This is a genomic window from Bacillus sp. FJAT-26390 (assembly GCF_001682865.1).
GTDB lineage: Bacteria > Bacillota > Bacilli > Paenibacillales > Paenibacillaceae > Pristimantibacillus.
This window is the reverse complement of the sequence record NZ_MAQX01000001.1, coordinates 1,591,143-1,612,822: the sequence shown is the minus strand read 5'-3', so window position 1 is coordinate 1,612,822 and position 21,680 is coordinate 1,591,143. Positions and strand designations below refer to the sequence as shown.

The window sequence follows — 21,680 nt, the reverse complement described above, 5'->3', positions numbered from 1 at the left end:
AGCACTCGGCTATTGAAGATATAATAAATAGATAATGATCAGTTTAGTATTGATCATTGAAGCAAAAGCAAAGGTCTTCAATCATTAGATTGATGACCTTGCTTTAATTTTATTCAGATAACGGTCAGCATTCCTGGATGTGAGTGCCCATTGTTGACAGGTTATCTATTGAAAGGTAGAATTGCAACATGAACAAAAACAAAAATACAGCAGATACTATTTTGGACACTGCCCAGTCGATCGTACAGGAGTTTGGGTTTAACGGATTCAGCTATGCGCACATTGCAGAAAAAGTAGGGATACGCACTGCAAGCATTCATTACTATTTCCCTAATAAGGAGGATCTAGGAGATGCGTTGATTGCGAGGTATTACAGAAATTTCATTTCTGCAATAGCTGAAATTGATGCGGCAACACAAAATCATTTAGAAAAACTGCGCAAGTTCGTATTGCTTTACGGAGATCCTGTTCAAAATTATTGTACTTGTATGGGGGTTATGCTCTCTACCGACTTGGCTACTTTATCAGACAAAACCCGAGAAGGGATAGCTCAGCTATTCACAGCCAATCTAACCTGGTTGGAGCGCGTATTGGATCAGGGACGGCGTGAAGGGGAGCTGCATTTTAAAGGTGACGCGAATTTGCTTGCCCATCAATTTCTTGCTTCGCTTCAAGGTGCGCAATTAATTGCAAGAAGTTTTCGGGATATCAACAGGTTTGATCGGATTGCCGAAGGATTATTATCCGCTTTAACGTAAAAAAGGCGGATTTTTTTCAGCCCATATTCTATCTTTTGATAGGTAGTCAAAATTAATTAGAAATTTGAAATTCAGGGTTGACAGTCTATCTACTAAAAGGTAGAATACGATCATGAACAAAAACACAAGAACAGCAAATATGAGTTGGGATAGTTCTTAGTCGTCGTATATGCAGGTATTCGTTCTTTATGGAATATACATTGCATGGATTGCAGAAAAAGAAATACAGCCAGTTTCCTTACATCTTAAAGAAGAAGACAGCTATTCCATTAAATTAAATCTATCTTTTAATAGATAGATACAGGAGGAAGTATAAATGAGTTTTCAAGGTAAAGTAGCAGTGATTACAGGTGGAAGCAGCGGCATTGGAAAAGCAGTGGCAATTGAGCTAGTGAAGCGAGGAGCTAACGTAGTCATCAATGGGCGCCGTGAACAAGCGCTTGTAGAGGCTGCAAGAGAGGTAGATCCGACAGGCGCACAAGTTTCGTACATTGCTGGCAACATTTCAGATCCCCAAGTAGCTGAACGCTTAATCGAGGAAGCACTTTTGCGCTTTGGACGTATCGACACACTGGTGAACAATGCCGGCATTTTTATAGCGAAACCATTCACGGACTTCACGGAAGCAGATTTTGAATCGATCCTGTCCATCAATGTAGCAGGATTCTTCCGAGTTACTCAGCGCGCAGTCAACGAGATGATGAAGGCGGGTTCCGGCCACATCGTCAACATCACGGCAAGCGGAGTCGTAGAGCAGCCCCTTAAAGCCGTGCCATCTGTACTTGCCGCACTGACCAAAGGAGGCTTGAATGCAGCTACAAAGTCACTGGCGATCGAGTATGCGGACAAAGGCATTCGCGTGAATGCAGTAGCGCCAGGAATCACGAAGACGCCGATGCATGCGGTTGAGACACATGAATACCTATCCCAATTGCATCCCGTAGGCCGAATGGGCGAGGTTCAGGATATTGTTGATGCCGTTGTTTATCTGGAATCCGCACAATTCGTAACGGGAGAGATTCTTCATGTCGATGGCGGTCAAAACGCCGGACAGTGGTAAGCCGCAAATAATCTTTTGAGTGGGAACAAATATTAAATGTACTTCAAGGAGGATCGAATTTATGTTGTACGAACTGAGGATCTACCAAGTGGTTCCCGGCCGCATGCAAGCGATATTGGATCGGTTTCGGGACGATACGATAAACATTTTTGCGAAGCATGACATGAAGGTATCGTTTTTTTGGGTGGACGCAGACGAAACGAAGGATCGCTTGTATTACGTGCTTGAGCATTCGGATGCGGAATCGCGTGAACGAAACTTTCAGGCCTTCTTGGAGGATCAAGAATGGCTGGATGTTAAGGAAAGAACCGAAAAAAACGGTCCGCTGCATGAGAATGTCGAAATCATCTATATGAATGAAGCGTCTTTTTTCCAAAAGGGATAAAAAGAACCATTTTCCTAAACGGAGGAGGGAAAAGATGTTATATGAGCTTCGAATTTATGATGTGAATCCAGGCAAAATGAAGGTTATCCAAGATAGGTTTAAAGATCATGTTATTCAATTATTTATGAATCACGGCATGAAAATTACGCATTTTTGGGAAGATGCGGATGATGCAAATAACCGTCTTTATTATGTTGTTGAGCATGCCAATATGGAGACGCGTAATCTTAACTACAATCGTTTCCGCAACGATCCTGAATGGATGGAAGTAAAACGAATCTCAGAACTTGATGGACCATTAGTAAACAAGCAAGAGAGTATATTTATGAAAATACAGCGTTTTTCGAAAATAAATAAAAATATAACTAGTCCTTAATATTAAAAAAAAAAATATGAGACGGAGCGACTAAAATGAAAACATTAGTAATCGTTACTCACCCAAATATCGAAACATCCAACTGGAATAAATCATGGGTGGAAGAATTGAAAAAACATGATGATATCACGATTCATGAATTATATAAAGAATATCCAGATGAAAAGATCGATGTTTCTAGAGAGCAGCAGTTAATTGAGGCGCATGACCGGATTATTTTTCAATATCCGCTTTATTGGTACAGCACACCGCCATTACTGAAAAAGTGGTTTGATTCCGTATTGCTGTACGGCTGGGCTTATGGACCGGATGCCACGAAAACGACGGGTAAAGAAATCGGAGTGGCAATCACAACTTATGGCACGAAGGAGTCCTATCAACCAACTGGCTCCAATCGTCTCACCCTGGAAGAAATATTGAATCCAATTCAAGCGCTTGCTCGTTTCATTAGCGCCACTTACTTGCCTCACTTCTCACTAAACGACACTTCTGATGTAACGGAGGAACGTCTGGCACAGAGCAGCATCGAATACGTTCAACACATAAAAACGGTAAAGCCGGTTGTGGTTGAATAATGATGAAAAACTTGACTATAGACGTTTACATGGATACGACTTGCCCTTGGTGTCGTATGGGGACGACCAGTCTGCGATCCGCATTAAAAAAATTGCCAGAAGGCACGAACGCAACCGTCCGTTGGCATGCTTATCAGCTTAATCCCGGCATTCGACCTGAAGGAGAAGATTATCGGCAGGTTATGATTGGGAGATTGGGCGGAAATGCACAATTCGAAGCAAGAATGAAGCAGTATAACGAATATGGAGCTCAATTCGGCCTTACGTTTAATATGGATATGGTGAAATTTACACCGAATACGACGTTAACCCATCAGTTAATTGCGGTTACGCCAGAGGAATTGAAAGAGCAATTGATTGCGAATATTTACACGGCATATTTTGAAAAAGGTATTAATATCGGTGATGTGAATGAACTTGTGGAAATAGCGAGTGCCAGCGGGGTTACAGACGATGCTGCTGAACTCAAAATACGGCTCCTTAAAGGCGATGGACTTGAAAAAGTTGAATTAGGACAACGCAGCGCGCAAAAGCTGGGCATCAGAGGGGTTCCTTACTTTGTAATCAATGAGGAGATCAGCTTATCTGGTCTGCAATCTCCAAGCGAGTTTATGCATTTGTTTGAAAACAGTTCATCTGCTGCGAGGGGTTAAAGAACGATATCAAAGCCAAGCCTTCTGGTCTTTTATCCGCATCCGCGGGTGGATCGGGTCTCGGCACACGGCAGATAATAAAAAAAGTTTGGGGCGATACCAATGGGGCTCATTCAAAAGTTATTCAAAAAGGAGACTAATCAAATGTCAACAAACGTTAACCTAGCCATCATCTACTACAGCTCGGGTGGAACGAACTACCAATTGGCTCAATGGGCAGCGGAAGGCGGCCGTCAAGCAGGGGCAGAAGTGAAAGTTTTAAAAGTCGCAGAAACTGCGCCGCAATCCGTTATTGATGGCAATCCATCATGGAAAGCGCATCTTGAAGAAACTAAAAATATCCCGACTGTATCAGTTGCGGATTTGGAGTGGGCGGACGCGATTATTTTCAGCATGCCAACTCGATTCGGCAATCTGCCGGCTCAATTGAAACAGTTCATCGATACGACAGGCGGTCTTTGGGCTCAAGGCAAAACAGTGAATAAAGTCGTTAGCGCGATGACCTCCGCCCAAAATGCAAATGCGGGACAGGAACAAACGATCCTTCAGCTGTATACGTCAATGTACCACTGGGGAGCGATTGTGGTAGCTCCTGGATTTACTGATCCATCTGTTTTTGTTGCCGGAGGGAATCCATACGGAACAAGCGTAACAGTGGATCAGAACGGAAAGATGAAGGAAGACGTGCGCGCTTCTGCTGAACATCAAGCAAAACGCACCGTATCGGTTGCTAAAGCATTGAAAAACGGTTTAGGACAGTAATTTGGAGAAGGAGAATGAATAAATGAGCATTCGGGGAAAAGTATTCGTAATAACAGGCGGAAGCAGCGGACTTGGGAAAGCTATGGCAGTTGAGATGGTGAATCAAGGAGCGAATGTCGTTATCAATGGACGTCGAGAACAAGAGTTAGCTGATGCTGCAAAAGAAATCGATCCAACTGGAAAACAAGTGCGATTTGTTGCCGGTAATGTTGCAGATCCTGAGGTCGCGCAGCGCTTAATCGATGAAAGTTTGGCTCACTTTGGACGCGTCGATACGCTGGTTAATAATGCCGGAATCTTCATTTCCAAGCCATTTACCGAGTATTCAGAAGAGGACTTTACAACGTATTTATCGACTAATGTCGTCGGCTTCTTCCATGTTACCCAACGTGCGGTTGCAGTGATGCTGAAACAAGGTACGGGACACATCGTTACGATCACGACGAGTCTGGTTGACCAACCATCGGCTTCCGTTCCTTCTGTACTCGCTTCGTTGACGAAGGGCGGATTGAAATCTGCGACGAAATCATTAGCCATTGAGTATGCTAACCGAGGTATTCGTGTGAATGCAGTCTCACCGGGAGTCATTAAAACGCCCATGCATCCCGTCGAATCACACGAAGCGCTAGCTCAACTACATCCAATGGGACGCATGGGCGAATCGCATGAAATCGTTGAAGCTGTGTTGTATTTGGATTCAGCCAACTTCGTAACGGGTGAAACCCTGTATGTTGATGGTGGACAAAATGCTGGACACTAAGCCATATAGCAGCAGAACAAAACATCTAAACATTTACGATTGAGATGGGGGGAGAATATCGATGCCGATCGTCACGATTCAAGTTACCCGCGAGGGCACAGCACCAGATCGTCAGTCTGTCACGGCGGAAGAAAAGGCGGAGCTCATTAAAGGGGTCAGCGAGCTTCTGCTCAACGTTTTGAACAAGCCGCTAGAATCTACCTTCGTCGTTATCGAAGAGGTTGACACCGATAATTGGGGCTGGGGCGGACTGCCTGCGTTGGAATATCGCCGAAAGCTTGCCGCTATGAAGAAGGATATGTAATCACTCTAACTGACATCGATACTTAGTCGGCGTCATATCAATAACAAGCCCTGCAGGTCCTAAAGGATCTGCAGGGCTTTCCTGTGAATCGACAAAATAAAGCACTCCGTCAGCTAACGCTTAGCTCCTTACAGGGTGGAAATTTTGACAAGATGAATATCGTTTTCGAATAGGTATTCCTCCATTTGGCATAATAACAGTAATGAATTTGACAAACTGGAGATGCTTTCATGAGAGGATTTAAAAGTGGTAGATTCAAGAAATTCGAAAAAAAACTAAAAATGAAAAGCACAAATCTGGAGGAGGACAATAAAAAAGAGTTTACTTCGGATATTGAGCAAAACGAAAAGATTTTAAAAGAAACGTTTCAGGATTGTTCCGACTTGGAATACCGACGGATAGAGGTTAATCACAACATTAAATGGCTCATTGTTTACATAGATAACCTGATTGATGAAAAAATGCTTGATGAGCATGTCATTAAACCAATGCTAACAAGCTTAACTAGAGATGTTCCTAAAGAAGCAGAAGATCTTAAAAGTGAAATGATCTCCATTGGTTCCACGTACAGTTCTACAATTGTATCAGATACCGTTCGCCATGTATTAGAGGGTTATGCCGCCATTTTAATGGCGGGAAGCAATAATGTGATGACGGTTTCAATTCCCGGTTTATCCAAAAGAAGTATTGACGAACCGTCATCCGAGCCGGTAATACGCGGCCCAAGGGATGGCTTCATTGAACATATTTCAACAAACATAAGTCTGATTCGTGCCAGACTCAAAACCTCAAAACTAAAGGTAGAGTATATGACCTTGGGAGAGCTTTCCCAAACTCGAATAGCCATTTTATACTTAAAGGGTATTGCGGATGATACATTAATTGACGAAGTTAGAACCAGATTGAAGCCGATTCAATTGGATGGTGTACTCGAATCCGGAAATATCGAAGAATTTATTGAAGATCAACCTTATTCACCATTTCCTCAACTTCATAGCACGGAACGTCCGGATGTGACAGCTGCTGAATTGCTTGAAGGAAAAGTTGCCATTCTTGTAGACACTACCCCATTCGTCATAATTGCTCCGATGACGTTCTGGGCAGGACTTCAAGCAAGTGAAGATTATTATATTCGTTGGCCAGTCGCTACTTTTGTTCGATGGGTTCGATTCCTTTTTATCAACTTTGCGATATTTGCCCCTCCACTATATGTAGCTATTACGACCTTCCATCAGGAGATGATTCCTACTAGTCTTGTTTTGAGTATTGCGGCATCAAGGGAATCTGTGCCGTTTCCTGCGATGATTGAAGCTTTACTAATTGAAATCATATTTGAAGCACTGCGGGAAGCCGGAATTCGTCTGCCTAAGCAGATCGGCCAAGCCATTAGTATTGTTGGAGGATTGGTCATTGGCCAAGCAGCTGTCCAAGCAGGATTAATATCTGCTCCGGTAGTCATTATCGTGTCCATCACTGGAATTTCCATGTTTACGATTCCCCGATATAGTTTTGCAAATGGGATCCGATTACTGCGTTTTCCAATATTATTCTTAGCGGGAACTATGGGTCTTTATGGCATTGTTTTAGGATTTCTAGGCATCATGTTACACGTGACCTCTCTACGTTCATTCGGGGTTCTTTATTTTTCACCAGTCGCTCCGCTGAAGTTTGCCAAATTGAAAGATGTTTTCATAAGGATACCGATTTGGGTGAAGTTTCGCCATTCTATAGATCCCAAATCACGAGAAGGACCGAATTAGCAGATCTTGGAAATTAGGGTAGAGGCGTATTGAAGGATTGGGGGTATAAGAGATGAGAGCATTAAAATGTATGATACTTCTCGTATTCATCATCCTTTGCGGATGCTGGGATCGTACGGAAATTAATGATCTTGCATTTGTTACAGCTACTGCCTTAGATCTGTCGGACAATGGCAACGTGCTGTGTTCCCTTCAAATCGCCATACCCTCATCTACTGAAGGAGGGAATCATGTTGGAGGGAAAGAAGATCAATTTTTCATTATATCCGCAGAAGGAAAGGATGGAAATGAGATTCACCGGAAACTTCAGAAGAAGAGCTCACGCCTATTGTTCCTCTCCCATCGAAGCATTATTTTTGTTAGTGAACGTTTAGCTAAGCATGGAATTAATGATGTGCTGGATATTTTTACTCATGACCCTAAGAATCGATTAAAAACGTATATCATGGTTGTAAAAGGAGGAGAAGGGCGGGATATTTTGAAATTGAATTATCCTTTAAAGCAAGTATCAATCGAAGCGGTGAAGGAAATGCAAATTACAGGAGATAATTTGGCAGTAACGATACGCGATTTTTTTATTGCGTATGCAAGTGAGGGCATTCATCCCGTTGTAGGGACAATTGAACGCGATTTCCACTCTAAAGATACAGATAAGGAAATATTTAATTTTGCAGGCGCCGCTGTTTTTAAAGACTTCAAACTAAATGGTTTATTAGATGAAAAAGAATCATTGGGGCTACTGTGGTTGACGGACAAGTTAAAGACCGGTCGAATCACGACAAATTTACCCAAAGGTGGGGAAGTTGGTATGGTTTTGAACCAAGCAGATCGCAAAATTATAACGCAGACTCCAAATGATTCTGTCCAATTTAAGATCCAGCTTGAAGGTCAAGGAAGTTTGGTCGAGAATACTTCCGATTTGGATATTAACGATCCAAAAAATTTAAAGGTAATAAAACAAGCTTTAGAAGATGCGGTTAAGAAACAAATTCAAGATTTTCTATTTAAAATTCAAAAGAAGTATAAAGTGGATAGTGTAGGTTTTGGCCAGGAAATATATAAGAATAATCCGGGTAAATGGGCTGTTTTGAAGAACCAATGGGATAAGCGGTTTCCAGAGGTACATATGACGATTGATGTTGATCTGAAGATTAAAGGATCCGGAATGGTACATTCTTCTTTCGAGATGCAAGATAAGGAGATTGGAAAATGATCCTGCAAATCGTAACTTTCGTAATCCTAACGTTGGGCTTGTCCATCTATAACGTTCAGATTTTTCTAAATAAAAAAGAACCTAAAGCGGCTCTTTTGTATGGTGGTTTGATGGGGATCTGTATGATCGTTGGTTCTTTAATATTTGCCAAGGTTGATATTCCAAGCACAACAATTCCTGTGAGAAGCATATTTGAACCCATCGGAAAAATGATTTTAAAACAATGAAAGCTAAAGCGCCGATTTCTTCCAAAGGCTTTTTATGGAATCAATTATTAGAAGGAAAATAGGTATAATTAATTGTGTAAATATGGCATAGCTTGGATATGTATATTTGAGATAATAACTCAAATCGGTGGAATAGTTTGCAAAAACCGAAACCGAACCTAACACTGACAAAATCGTTATAGGCATTACAAGGTCTCTGTAATTTTTAATGTTAAAAAGTTGGCATATACTTAGACAGATAATAAAGAAGGTAAGAGCTACTTTTACAAAACAACCCATAACCCATATCGCTACTGCCAAAGCTTCCAAGCGTTCAAAGCTTCCTTGAAAGCCTATATACTGAATGACGCTTAATAAGGGAAAAGTCAATTTTTCCGTTAATGGCCCAAATATTATAATCAAAAGCAAGACTGTAATGGCGAGTAGTCCAGCGTTAGCAAACAATCCGATAAACGAAGCTTTGAATGCTTTTTTCGGTTGATTTAAATAAGGAAGAAGCCACCCCAAAATAATGAATTGACTTAAATAAGCGACAGGATATATCGTCCCCTGAAGGATTGGCAGCATACCTTCGCTCAACACGGGACGGAGCCGCTCCGGATCAAATTCCGCGAGCATGAGCATCAGGAGTGGAATCAACAAAACAAACATGACTAAGGCAAGGAATTCGTTACATCTTGCTATAGATTCGATCCCCATATAGACTGCGATGCCGCATAAGAGTGCCAATGATAGACTGACAACGATTGATGGGCTTTTATGGAGCAGAACCGTATTTATGAACTGTATATGTTGATTAAGAATAATGAAATCAAAATTAATCCAGTAATAAACAATATACAATCCCAAACATTTTCCTAGCCATTTACCTAAGATTTGTGAACTGTACTGAATAATCGTTTGACCCGGGTAGCGTTTGGACAATATGATCATCACCCAAATATTGATTGCCCCGATCAAGACCGCAGGGAAAATCGTTATCCACGCGTCTTGCTTGGAAATATTGACCATCAAACTCGGTAAGATAAGAATGACAGTGGGAGCTATAAAGGAAAAAAGTAAAAAACTCAATTGAGTTGCCGATATTTTTTCAGCGGATTTCATTCGCGTTCTCCTTCTGAACAGATATACAGCAATTATTACCTTTCTTCACATATGGTAAACAGGTTTGACAGGTGAAACGACAGACTCTGCCAAAATATATTGATTCAGTAAGAAGACAAGATGTCTTTAGCATCCACATGAAATAACCTATTTTATCTTAAAAAACACTACCCAAATTTAAAAAAACGGTAGTGTTTTTTTGTGTCGGGTGACAGGATCAACCCGCCCTCCATTTACCCAGGCTTATTTCACCTGTTGACAAATTAATGGACTAGTTATATTTTATATATTATTAGAATAAATAATCTTAGGATAAATATTCATAGAATAAATATTCTTAGGATATTAAATCTATCTAAGATGAAGAAAGGAGATTTTCACGGGAACACTCAAATTTCCGGCTTCGAATATGAAGCGAAAGAGGAATGCTTTAACGGAAAAATATCGTATCAGAACTTGTCCTTACAGAACTGGAATATCCGTTGTACGCAAAACCAAGATAAGGGGGTGGGGAAGAGTGACTGAACGCGATGTTGAGGGCAAGGCGCTTGATTTAAGACTCATACGTGTAATAAGCAACTCGATGAAAGTGCTATACGCGAGTTTAGAATGTGACATTGACAGCTATGGGTTAAGTATGGAAACCTTCCGAATTCTCGAGTTTCTTTACAATAAAGGTCCGCATTCCATTCAGATCATTAGCGATACTTTCTCGATTCCTAGCGGGAGTATCACCTCTGTGGTCGATAAGCTGGAGAAGAAGGGGTTCGTGGAACGGCTCCCCATCCCGGGTGATCGACGTAAAACAAATGTGGCATTGACCGGGGAAGGAAGAAGTTACTTTGACAATATCTTCCCAAAGCATGTTCAAACGATCTCCGACAATTTGTCCTTCGCGACGGATGAGGAGAAGCTAGAACTTATTCACGTGCTGAAGAAAATCGGATATGGAATTAAAAATCGTGAAGGCCATGTTAAAAATGATGGTGTGGATTCTTTCTGATAAGAAGGATTTTATTATAATTTTGTATTTAGGGGGATTTGAAAATGGAAATTGGTGTAGATACGTTTGTCGAAACAACTCCCGATGTTCAAACGGGCGAGACAATAAGTCATGCGCAGCGGCTGCGTGAGGTTGTAGAAGAAATAGTCCTTGCCGATCAGGTTGGATTGGATGTATTTGGAGTCGGAGAGCATCATCGTAAGGAATTTGGGGATTCCGCTACGGCCGTTATATTGGCCGCGGCGGCGCCCATGACCAAAAGGATACGCTTAACCAGTTCGGTTACCGTACTATCTGCTGCTGATCCCGTACGTTTATTTCAGCAATTTGCCACGCTCGATGGTATTTCAAATGGACGCGCTGAGATTATCGCGGGTCGAGGCTCTATGGTCGATGCATTCCCATTGTTTGGATATGATCTAAAAGACTATGAAGAGCTTTTCGAGGAAAAATTGGAGCTATTATTAAAATTAAGGGAGTCGGAGAAGGTATCCTGGAAGGGAGGGCATCGACCTGCCTTTACGAATCTTGGTGTGTATCCGCGTCCGGTTCAAAATCCTTTGCCCGTATGGATTGGCAGTGGGGGCAATTCGGAATCGGTCATACGAGCAGGCGTACTTGGACTGCCTCTTGTTTTGGCGATCATTGGCGGGAGTCCCTTGCAATTTGCTCCGCTCGTGCCACTCTATAAGAAAGCTGCGACTCGTGCAGGACATGATGCATCGAAATTAAAGATAGCCGTGCACTCACTCGGGTTCGTTGCGGAGAGTACTTCTCTAGCGGTTGACAAGTATTTCCCTCCCACTCAGGCATCGTTTAATTATTTTGGTAAAGAACGCGGTTGGGGACATTATAGCCGTTCACAATTCGATGCCGCACGCAGCTTAGAAGGCGCACTCTATGTAGGCGATCCCGAAACGGTTGCCAACAAAATTATTCACATGCGCAAACATTTAGGTTTCACTCGATTTTTCCTGCATTTGCCCGTTGGCACCATGCCACATGAGGATGTTATGAAAGCCATTGAACTATTGGGAACGGAAGTCGCACCGCGAGTTCGGGAAGAGGTCGCAAGATGGGAAGCTGAGGAAAGAGCTTTCTGAGGATCATATTCGATTTGTTAATCAAAAGAGGCCAACCAGTAAAAACTGGCTGGCCTCATCATACAACTCAGACTGCTACTAATATAGAGGCAGCCTAATTAGGTTAAAGCTCTAACCTCTATACCGAATATTAATCATAATACTTACGTCGATTTCATTAAAGCGCATCATCACTTACTCGAATTTAAAATGAATATTTTTCTCTTCACCTTCTAAATGCCTCATCCGAACCTTCCATGAAATGGCGTACAGTGTCTCGTACAATTGTTTTTCAATCCTACCCTCGGCTTTTCATATTCCACTCCCATCTTTGCAATGATAGTGTAGGCAGTCGCGACAAGAGTGATTACATAACTCGCAGCGTCTGCTTTTTTGTTTCATTTGCAAACAAGCACTTAAATATATAAATATCTGCCCTAGAAGTGGGATTTTCCTCATTATGGAAGCGGGAGTAGTCTGCTAAACTGAACACGCACGAAGAAAATGTAAGGGCTTTCAATCGAAGGTGGAGGCTAATGAATACAATCATGAAGGAGGACATTTGCAAATGTTAAAGGTTAAAAGATGGCTTAGTGTGGTTTTGTCGTTGGCGCTAATGGCGTCGGTTCTTATTTTTCCGACAGAAACCGCTCAAGCTGCACCGGAGTTAACAATGGACGCAGGTGCAGCGCCCGCAGAGATTTTTCCTTACGATCAATCCTCAAGGTATTCGGCCTCAGCGAACTTCACGCTCAAAGCGAATGGGGTGCCAATCCCGGTAATTAAAGCATACAACGATTATGATTACGCTCATTTCTCGATGTCCGGCGGCCCTGTGACGTATGAGGTGACGATTCTGAATACGGACAAGGTGCATGAGTACGCAATCAGTCCTAAGAAACTTGGAATCAAGGCTGATAGTGTTGTAGGCAGAACGTTAACGATTACAACTCAGAAGGATGAGTATTTGATCATTTCAATGAACAACCGAACAACGAGGCTCGTCATTGCGGCTGATCCGGCGGAAACCGATATTCCAGCCTCATCAGGAGAAGGGATCTACAATATTACCAAAGCTCCTTACCAAGTAACGACAACTGGCGTTCAGACGGGGGTAACCGAAAGAACGGCAGCGATTCAGAAGGCAATTGATGATGCCAGCAGCTACGGTACGGGACGGGGAAATAACGCCCAAGGCGTTGTCTATGTACCGGCTGGAACGTACTATATTGGTAACTTAATACTAAAGAGCAATACAGCCATCTACATGCAGCCCGGAGCAACCTTTGTCGGTACAGGGAAGACGGCTGATTATACGGAGCATTGGTTTAAAAATTCCATGGGCAGACCTGCAACATGGTGGATCTCCACAGCGTTTGACTCCCAGAATATTAAGATCTACGGACGTGGAACGATCGACGGTAACGGAAAACTTCTTCACGACGATAAGAGTACCAACAATAAAGGGATGATCAACAACCTAGTAGTCCCAATTGCCACGTCCAACTTTACGATGGACGGCGTCATCATTCGAGAGTCTGCGGGGTGGGCTGTCATGCCTGTTCGTTCCAATGATTTGGTATTTACAAATTTAAAAATGTTTAACAGCCTTGGCATGGGCGAGAATGACGGGATTGATATCGTCGAGTCGCAAAATGCTGTCGTACGCAATTCGATCGGAATTGCTTTAGATGATCCTTATTCGACGAAAGCATGGCAAGAGGATACGGATATCGCATCAGGAAAAGTTCCTTGGCCTGGGAATCCAGAACCAGTGAGCGATGTTGTGATCGAGGACAGTATCACATGGACCTTATGTTACGGCTACAAAATAGGTCAGGGTGTCATGCAAAATCAGGACAACATCACATTTAAAGATGGCGTTGTGTATAAGGCAGCTGTAGGCTTCGCAATCCATCATAAATATGGGGATGGCTCGGTAAGCAACGTGACGTTTGAAAATATCGACGTGGAGGACATTAGCGGTAAAAATGAGGACAATAGCGCATGGATGACCCTGTTTACGGTGAATCACAATAACAATGGCGTAGGGCCGATCACTGGGGTTACCGTGAAGGATATTACCGTGCGCGACGCCGGTGAAAGCTTTGCCAAAATCAAAGGGCAGGCAGGGGCATTGATAACGGGCATTGCCTTTGAAAATGTTTATATGCCGGGGAGCTCTACGCCTGCGACGACTTTACATGAAATGAATTTTACGGATCGGGAATTTTATAGCGGAGTTACGATTAAACCGGTGCAGGAACAAGAACCGAGACCGCGGACCAACTTGGCACTAAAACAACCGGCAGTCGGATCTTCAAGCGACGGTTCGACCGATACGGCTTCTTTGGCCTTCGACGGTAATCTTACAACGCGTTTCGGGTCCAAGCGAGGCGTTGATCCAGGATGGTTGTATGTTGATCTTGGCGAAACCAAACGGATCAACGAAGTACGACTTTATTGGGAAGCGGCGTACGGCAAAAGCTATCAAATTCAAGTGTCCGATGATGCAAAGAACTGGACTAATGTGTTCAGCACCACAAGCGGAAAAGGTTCTTTGGAAACGGTTTCAATTAACGAAGTAAGCGCCCGTTACGTTCGCATGTACGGAACGGTCAGAGCTACGCAATTCGGATACTCCATTTGGGAATTTGAGGTGTATGGACCAGAGATATTAGCAGACAGTATTAAGCTTGATAAGACGAAGCTAGACTTGTTGACAGGCATGACGGAGCAGCTTTCGGCATCGCTGCTTCCGGAGAATACAACGAACAAAAGAGCAATATGGGCATCGAGTAATCCCAATGTCGCCAATGTAAACGACAGCGGTCTCGTTACCGCAACAGGACCTGGTACCGCCACCATTACAGCTGCAACGTCAAATGGAGAATTTTTGGCGACGGCAGCGGTGACCGTTACAGGAATAGGTACGCCTACATTGCATGCCGCTATTGCAGGGGATGGGCAAGTTAGCTTGAACTGGGACGCAGTTGAAGGGGCGACAAGCTATCAAATATTTAGCCGAGCTGCTGAAGGTTCATATGGAGAGGCACTAGCTTCTGTGAACAGCTCTGTTAACAGCTACAAGGCAGAAGGACTGGGCAATGGAACGACCTATTTTTTTGTGATTAAGGCGGTCTATCCTGGAGGAGTGAGCGCTGCGTCCAATGAAGTCAATGCCACACCGCAGGTAGCGCCTGTGCTGGATTTTGTCGCTCCAGGGGATGCCAACATTCACTATATGGGCAGATGGGACCGGAGCTCATCAACAACATATAAAAGCTACTGGCCAGGCGCATCCCTGCGGGTAAGCTTCACGGGGACGAACGTCCAAATTAAGATGGGTGCTTCAGCGAATCTGTATGCCAAGATCGATGATGGCCCTTACGTTTTGTATAAAAATGCGAACGGAACCGTCCCTATAACATCGACGCCGCTTCCTGCTGGAACACATCGATTAACCGTAGTTTCCAAGAATGTTCTGGATGTCCTGTCCTTTCAAGGACTGCTTCTTGACAGCGGAGCGACCACTGTGCCAGCGGCTCCGAGGGAGCATTTGATTGAGTTCATTGGCGATTCCATTACCGTTGGCTACACAACGCCTGAAGTATCGATCGGTTCTTACGCATGGCTAGCAGGAGAGCAGTTAAATGCCGATCACACTCAGATTGCCTACACCGGGATCTGCCTGGAGACAGGTATAGCTTGCTATGCGCCTAATTCACTCGGGATGAGCGAGCAATATTTTAAACTGCAGCCAGGCGATTATCCGGACTCACCGGATTGGAATTTCAGCACATACCAGCCAGATGGGATTGTTATTAATTTAGGGACTAATGATGCTAAGTTCAATGTGTCAGATAGCGATTTTCAGACCACATATACGGCATTTCTCCAGCAGATAAGGACGAAGTACCCAGCTGCGCAGTTGTTTGTTCTTCGCACCTTTGGCGGCTTCAAAGCTGCGCCTACGCTAGCCGCAGTCAATAGCCGAATCGCTGCAGGCGATGGCAAGCTGCATTATGTAGATACATCCGGTTGGATAGATGCGTATCCGTCATCCGATTTCAACGACAGTCTGCATCCTTCCAGCGCCGGACATGTTAAGATTGCTAATCGGCTTGCGCAGGTAATGCAGCCTTATCTAGAACCGGTTGAGGCGCCGGAGCTGCAAGATATTACGGAAAAGAAAGCAGGAGATACGGTTGCGATAACCGGGCTTACAAAGCTGAGCACGCTTACAATTAAAGTGTTAAGGCCGGACCAAAGCATCCTCTATGTCAATGTGTTAAAGGGCGGAAATTTCAGTGACTCATTTACGCTGCCGAAAGACGCTATGATCGGGACGTATACGATTGTTGCCGGAAGCGGGGATGTACGAACGGTGAAGCATTTCGAGGTCATCGAAGAAACAGGCAGCGGCTCGGAAGTTTTAGCAGATGAGATCAGTCTGAATCCTTCCGTTTACACCATGGCTGTTGGCAGCCAAGCGCAGTTTGCAGCAACTGTATTGCCTGTTAATGCAACGAATAAAACGGTGACTTGGTCTGTATACAATGAAACAGGTCAAGCTCAGATTGATCAGCAAGGGGTATTAACAGCGATTAAAGCAGGAATTGTTACTGTAAAAGCTACGGCAAAAGATGGATCAGGCATCGCGGGTAGTTCTCTCGTAACCATCACTCAGAAAAATGGCGGGGGCGATAACGAATCTCCGAATAATGGCGGCAATACAAACCATGTCTTGCCTTCGGTCATTCCGGTTATGAAAGAGGGTATGGCATTCGTACAGCTCGATAAGAACCAAACATCAGCCCTTGTATCCATGAAAGATATTCAAGATCGAGCACTGCAAGTGAAGGTTGAAGGTGCTTCTGTCACCATTGATCAGAAGGAGTTGAAGTATCTCCTCTCCAAGGCAGGTACGATGGAAGAAGCTATCGTACAAGTCAAGTTGGAGCCGGTGTCAGGCAATGTCAGCCAGGCTCAGCAAGGGGCAGTGCTTTTAAGAATCTCGGGCCAAATCTATGAAATCAAAGTGTCCTTGCTAACTAAGGATAATCGCGAGATTAAAGCCGAACAATTGCATGGAAGCGTCGAAATTTCCTTGCCTTATGACAAGGCTAATACGGATCCCTTGCTGCTTGGTGTTTATTACTACAATGAGCAGACGGATCAATGGGAGTTTATTGGCGGGAATACGAATCCGGATACAGCAACGATCACCGTGCAGCTGAAGCATTTGAGCAAATATGCAGTTATGGCATATAGAAAGTCGTTTGATGATGTTAATAAAAGCCACTGGGTGGCGCGTACGCTGGAAGTGTTATCGGCTAGACATATCATAACAGGCAAAACGGAAAACCTGTTCGTTCCTGATGACAAGACCACCCGCGCAGAGTTCACAGCTATGCTGATAAGAGCTTTAGGATTAACGGCAAATACAACCGCAAACGCATCTCCATTTACAGACGTTGATAACAACGCATGGTTTGCTGGTGCTGTCCAAGCCGCTTATGGGGCTGGACTCGTTAAAGGAGTCACGGATACTGAATTTGCTCCTCATGCAGCGATCACTCGTGAACAGATGGCGATTATGCTTGTGAATGCTTATGAATTTAAGCATGGGAAGATTAGCTTGGCAGCAAAACCTTTGCAATCCTTTGAAGATGGGGCTGACGTATCTGAATGGGCAGTGGAAGCCGTTAATAAAGCATTGGCGGTTAAGGTGATGCAAGGGGTAAAGGATGGCGAGTTTGATCCAAAGTCTCAAGCAACCCGCGCGCAAAATGCGCAGGCTATCTATAATCTCTTGTTCGAGGAGGAGTGAATATGAAAAGAAGACGTCATAGGCTCCACGCCGTCGTAAGTTTGTTATTGATAACTTGTTTGATGACCATCAATTTTAGCTTTGTAACAGGATTCTCCAAAGAAGTCACTGCTGCTGAGCTTGTACAAACTTCGAACGCAATTACATCTAATTCATCGGTAACCGAAGCGACCTACAACGTGAAGCTGCCGGATGCCAACCCTGCTGCTCAATCAAGCGTGCAGCAGTCGGTTTATGTATCCGATCTGGACTGGGTAAGCTCCGAGTCTTACTGGAGTCCTAGTAAGCGAGATCAATCATTGGACGGCAATCCGCTTACCTCCGCTGGCATCGTGTACAGCAAAGGGATCGGCACACATGCAAGCTCCAAAATCGAATACAATCTCGATCCGGGGTATAAGCGTTTTACAGCTTTAGCAGGTATCGATGACGAGGTGAAGTCCAACCCGGAGTTTGTGAAGGCCAAAGCGAAATTTTACGTCAAGGCTGACGATGTCGTCATTGCGAGCTCGCCCGAGTTGAAAATTAACGAAACGTATATGTTCAATGTCAGCATTCCTGCCGGGGCAAAGACGCTGACATTGATTACGGACAATCTGGGCGATCCTACCTGCGATCACACAAACTGGCTGGACGCCAAATTCCTGCTGAGTGACGGTTCCGACGAATGGGAGCCTTCAGAACCAGTGAATATCGCAAGTCCCCAAGGAAAAGTGACAAGCACGATAGAGCATATGAACGGCAGACTAGCGTATTCTATGAAATTTAATGGAAAAACAGTGATTGAATATTCGTTTCTCGGCGTCATTATCGAGGGTATCGACATCGGCGAACGTGCGGTTTGGGATCAAGCCGAAGTGGTGACAAGTTCACCTGATCCCGTTTCATATCCATGGATCGGACAGCATTCCACGGCTCGCGATCATCATACGCTGACGACAATTCCAATGATCAATACGATTACTGGAATGAAGTATTCGCTGGAAGTGAAGCTGTTCGATGACGGTATCGCTTTCCGTTATGTACTCCCACCAAGATCTGCGGATTATGCCATTTCCGGCGAAAGCAGCAGTTTTAAAATTCCTGTTGACAGCACAGTCTGGTACCAACAAAATACGATCTCCTATGAAGGGAAATATACGAAACAAAGTGCTAAATCGGTTCCTGTCGGCACCAAAATCGGACCGCCGATGACGATAAAGCTGCCTGATAATGGCGGCTATGCGGCGATAACGGAAGGAGCTTTGGTCAATTATGCCGGCATGACCCTTGTCGCCGAAGGGAACAGCACCTTCAAGGCCAACTTTATGAATGGGGGGAGCTGGACTTTATCCGGTTCCGTGGCAACGCCTTGGAGAATCGTATCCGTTGCAAACGATTTGAATGGCTTAGTGAACAGCGATATTGTTCCGAACGTTAACCCCCCGAGAGCAGCCATCTTTGATAACAACACGGACTGGATTAAGCCGGGGCCATCGACCTGGTCTTGGGTCGTCGATGGCGATGTTTCGCTGAAGAATATGAAACTTTATATCGACTATGCTTCTGAACTCGGCATTCCATACAACTTGATCGATGAGGGATGGACGGACTGGGCTGCTACGCCCGATGCTTACTGGGCCGCTGTCAAAGAAGTTGTCGATTACGGCAAATCCAAACATGTGGAGAGCTGGTTGTGGAAATCGGCTTCAGACCGTTCGGGTGTGAAAGGCATATTCAATCGTGCTGACCGTTTGGCCTTCTTCGAGAAGGCGCAAGCCGCTGGTGTAGTTGGTGTGAAGCTTGATTTTATCGATGGGGAAGAACGGTTTAAGATCAACTTCTACCGCGATACGCTGGAGGATGCGGCCAAATATCAATTGATGGTCAACTTTCATGGCGCCAATAAGCCGACGGGGTTATCTCGTACATATCCGAACGAGATAACCCGGGAAGGCATTCACGGCTTGGAGCAAGGCGCGCCTCCGGCAGACCATAACACAACCTTGCCCTTTACTCGTTACTTGGCCGGTCATGGCGATTATACGCCGATGTCATTCAGCAATCGTATGGGGCAAAGCTCCTGGAGCCATCAGATTGCCACGGCTCTCAGCTTCACGTCGCCAAGTCTTTCATTTGGCGAGCATCCGGAGAATATGTTAATGAATCCGGCTGTGGAGCTCATTAAGAGCATTCCAACCGCATGGGACGAGACGATTGTGCTCCCAGGCAGCGAGATCGGCGAGGTATCGGCCATGGCTAGACGTTCGGGTACGACTTGGTATGTAGCCGTAATGAATGGTTTGCAGGAGCGCTCGTTGGATGTGGCGCTATCGTTTTTGGGCAGCGGGAATTATACGGGGCACATTTATATGGATGATAGGGCTAAACAAGACGGATATATCATTGAGAATAAAACGGTAACCTCAAGCAGTGTGCTAAATCTGTCGATGCGCGGTAGCGGAGGTTATGTGGCTAAGTTTACGAAGCTCGATATGGAGCCATTTGGCGGAGGATTTCTGAATAAACGAAAAGTGTACCTCAAGCCCGTGGACGCTTCGAGTGAAATACGCTACACGCTTGACGGATCCGAACCGACGGCAAGCTCGCCTAAATATGAGAATTTTATTGAAATCACTTCTTCTTCCGTCGTTCGCGCAAAAATTATGAATGGAGAAGGAGCAGGAAGCGCTGTTTCCGCCCGCTTTAACAAGACGTCGCCGTATTTGCAGATCGTCTATGATGGTGAGCGCAGCTGGATGGATATCGGCGGTAAAGTAGCCATACAAACGAATGCAGAGGGAAGCAGCTACGAAATCCGTTATTCTATCGATGGCAGCGAACCGACCAGAGATTCGCTGTTGTATACGGAACCGTTTACGTTGCCGGTGAGCAGCGCAACCATAAAAGCAAAGCTGTTCGTGCAAGGATATGGGGATTCGAATACGGTATCCAAAACGCTGCATACTTTTGAGCATAATGGTCCTGTGCCGCCACTGCCGGACGTTTATTTGGATCAAATGGATTGGGTGAGCGCGACATCAGGATGGGCAAACATACCCAAAAAGAATAAATCCATCGATGGAAATAAGCTGACTGTCGCAGGCCAACGATACGACCATGGATTGGGTACACATGCCAACTCTGATATTGTTTACAATATCCCGACAGGCGCGAAAAGGTTTGTCGCTGTGGCGGGAACGGATGATGAAGTTAATGAAAACGGTGGCTATGCAAGCATGTACTTTAAGGTTTATGTGGATGAAAAGCTGCTTTCATCCTCGCCGCTTGTCGGCAAAGGCATGGTATGGAACTTTGACGTACCGCTGCCTGACGGCGCAAAGCAGATCAGATTATCTCTGAATGACGCCGGCGACAAGAACTTTGACCACGGGGATTGGATTCATGCGGGATTTATGAATACAGGACCTAAAGTTGAGCCCTATACCTTTATTTCGGACGGCGTGCTCGATCGCAGTTCGGGTATTGGAGCCAAGGTGGAAGTAGCGCTCACTCCGGGAGCAGAACCGCGACAAGGCAAGCAAGTAATCGTGTTCCAGTTAATGAACGACACAACGCCAGTAAGCATCTTCGCTATAGAATCAGATCCTATTTCTACTGCTAAAGAGTTCGCTGCTTTCTTTGATGTCGAGGATGCTGCGCAATTATCCTATACCGTGAAAGTATTTGCTCTGGATCAGCTTGACCAACAATTAACCGCTTCTGTTAGCTTGGCGGTTCCAACCTTATTGAAATAAAAAACACAGTCGCCTCAAGCGGTTTCATAGCTTGTGGCGACTGCTTTTTGTAAATAGCCGTACATTTCAAATCCTGTTGTATAAAACT

The 21,680-nt window shown here is 44.5% G+C and carries 17 protein-coding genes; 16 read left to right on the top strand and 1 reads right to left on the bottom strand.

What is annotated here, in order from left to right; translation table 11 throughout:
* The first annotated feature begins 188 nt into the window (after window positions 1–188).
* From A7975_RS07550 to A7975_RS07495, 12 genes are all read left to right on the top strand, one after another.
* Entirely contained in the window at window positions 189–758 is a 570-nt protein-coding gene (locus A7975_RS07550) for a TetR/AcrR family transcriptional regulator (protein WP_053376515.1), read from the top strand.
* A 316-nt stretch (window positions 759–1,074) separates the two neighbouring features.
* Complete coding sequence (locus A7975_RS07545) at window positions 1,075–1,818, top strand: SDR family NAD(P)-dependent oxidoreductase (RefSeq protein WP_065384676.1); 744 nt, start codon at window positions 1,075–1,077, stop codon at window positions 1,816–1,818.
* Window positions 1,819–1,879: 61 nt separating this feature from the next.
* The gene (locus A7975_RS07540) at window positions 1,880–2,203 is read left to right on the top strand and encodes an NIPSNAP family protein (RefSeq protein WP_053376513.1); all 324 of its coding nucleotides are present in this window, start codon (window positions 1,880–1,882) and stop codon (window positions 2,201–2,203) included.
* A 34-nt stretch (window positions 2,204–2,237) separates the two neighbouring features.
* Entirely contained in the window at window positions 2,238–2,579 is a 342-nt protein-coding gene (locus A7975_RS07535; protein WP_065384675.1) for an NIPSNAP family protein, read from the top strand.
* 35 nt (window positions 2,580–2,614) lie between these two features.
* Window positions 2,615–3,154, top strand: coding sequence for an NAD(P)H-dependent oxidoreductase (locus A7975_RS07530; RefSeq protein WP_053376511.1), 540 nt, complete (start codon window positions 2,615–2,617; stop codon window positions 3,152–3,154).
* Window positions 3,154–3,807 carry a DsbA family oxidoreductase gene (locus A7975_RS07525; RefSeq protein WP_082198027.1) on the top strand — a complete coding sequence of 218 codons (654 nt, stop codon included), beginning with the start codon at window positions 3,154–3,156 and terminating at the stop codon, window positions 3,805–3,807. The genes A7975_RS07530 and A7975_RS07525 overlap by 1 nt, the downstream gene beginning before the upstream one ends.
* 102 nt (window positions 3,808–3,909) lie before the next feature.
* Entirely contained in the window at window positions 3,910–4,569 is a 660-nt protein-coding gene (gene wrbA / locus A7975_RS07520) for an NAD(P)H:quinone oxidoreductase (RefSeq protein WP_053376509.1), read from the top strand.
* A 22-nt stretch (window positions 4,570–4,591) separates the two neighbouring features.
* Window positions 4,592–5,329 (top strand): SDR family NAD(P)-dependent oxidoreductase, encoded by a 738-nt coding sequence (locus A7975_RS07515; RefSeq protein ID WP_065384674.1) that lies wholly within the window; start codon window positions 4,592–4,594, stop codon window positions 5,327–5,329.
* 61 nt (window positions 5,330–5,390) lie between these two features.
* Window positions 5,391–5,633, top strand: coding sequence for a tautomerase family protein (locus A7975_RS07510; RefSeq protein ID WP_053376507.1), 243 nt, complete (start codon window positions 5,391–5,393; stop codon window positions 5,631–5,633).
* A gap of 230 nt (window positions 5,634–5,863) precedes the next feature.
* A complete protein-coding gene (locus A7975_RS07505) occupies window positions 5,864–7,393 on the top strand; it encodes a spore germination protein (protein ID WP_065384673.1) in 1,530 nt (509 codons plus the stop codon).
* A gap of 52 nt (window positions 7,394–7,445) precedes the next feature.
* Window positions 7,446–8,606: a Ger(x)C family spore germination protein gene (locus tag A7975_RS07500; protein WP_065384672.1), complete on the top strand. Its 1,161-nt coding sequence runs from the start codon at window positions 7,446–7,448 to the stop codon at window positions 8,604–8,606.
* Entirely contained in the window at window positions 8,603–8,833 is a 231-nt protein-coding gene (locus A7975_RS07495) for a hypothetical protein (RefSeq protein WP_065384671.1), read from the top strand. Before A7975_RS07500 ends, A7975_RS07495 begins: the two co-directional genes overlap by 4 nt.
* Before the next feature lie 3 nt (window positions 8,834–8,836).
* Here A7975_RS07495 and A7975_RS07490 read toward each other — a convergent pair whose 3' ends face one another.
* A complete protein-coding gene (locus A7975_RS07490) occupies window positions 8,837–9,937 on the bottom strand; it encodes a GerAB/ArcD/ProY family transporter (protein ID WP_065384670.1) in 1,101 nt (366 codons plus the stop codon).
* Between the two features lie 517 nt (window positions 9,938–10,454).
* Between A7975_RS07490 and A7975_RS07485 the strand changes: the two genes are divergently transcribed.
* The 4 genes from A7975_RS07485 (at window position 10,455) to A7975_RS07470 (ending at window position 21,592) form a co-directional block, all read left to right on the top strand.
* Entirely contained in the window at window positions 10,455–10,940 is a 486-nt protein-coding gene (locus A7975_RS07485) for a MarR family winged helix-turn-helix transcriptional regulator (protein ID WP_053376502.1), read from the top strand.
* A 44-nt stretch (window positions 10,941–10,984) separates the two neighbouring features.
* Window positions 10,985–12,043 carry an LLM class flavin-dependent oxidoreductase gene (locus A7975_RS07480; protein WP_065384669.1) on the top strand — a complete coding sequence of 353 codons (1,059 nt, stop codon included), beginning with the start codon at window positions 10,985–10,987 and terminating at the stop codon, window positions 12,041–12,043.
* 547 nt (window positions 12,044–12,590) lie between these two features.
* Entirely contained in the window at window positions 12,591–17,855 is a 5,265-nt protein-coding gene (locus A7975_RS32885; RefSeq protein WP_082198026.1) for an S-layer homology domain-containing protein, read from the top strand.
* Window positions 17,856–17,857: 2 nt separating this feature from the next.
* The gene (locus A7975_RS07470) at window positions 17,858–21,592 is read left to right on the top strand and encodes an NPCBM/NEW2 domain-containing protein (RefSeq protein ID WP_065384668.1); all 3,735 of its coding nucleotides are present in this window, start codon (window positions 17,858–17,860) and stop codon (window positions 21,590–21,592) included.
* The last annotated feature ends 88 nt before the right edge of the window (window positions 21,593–21,680 follow it).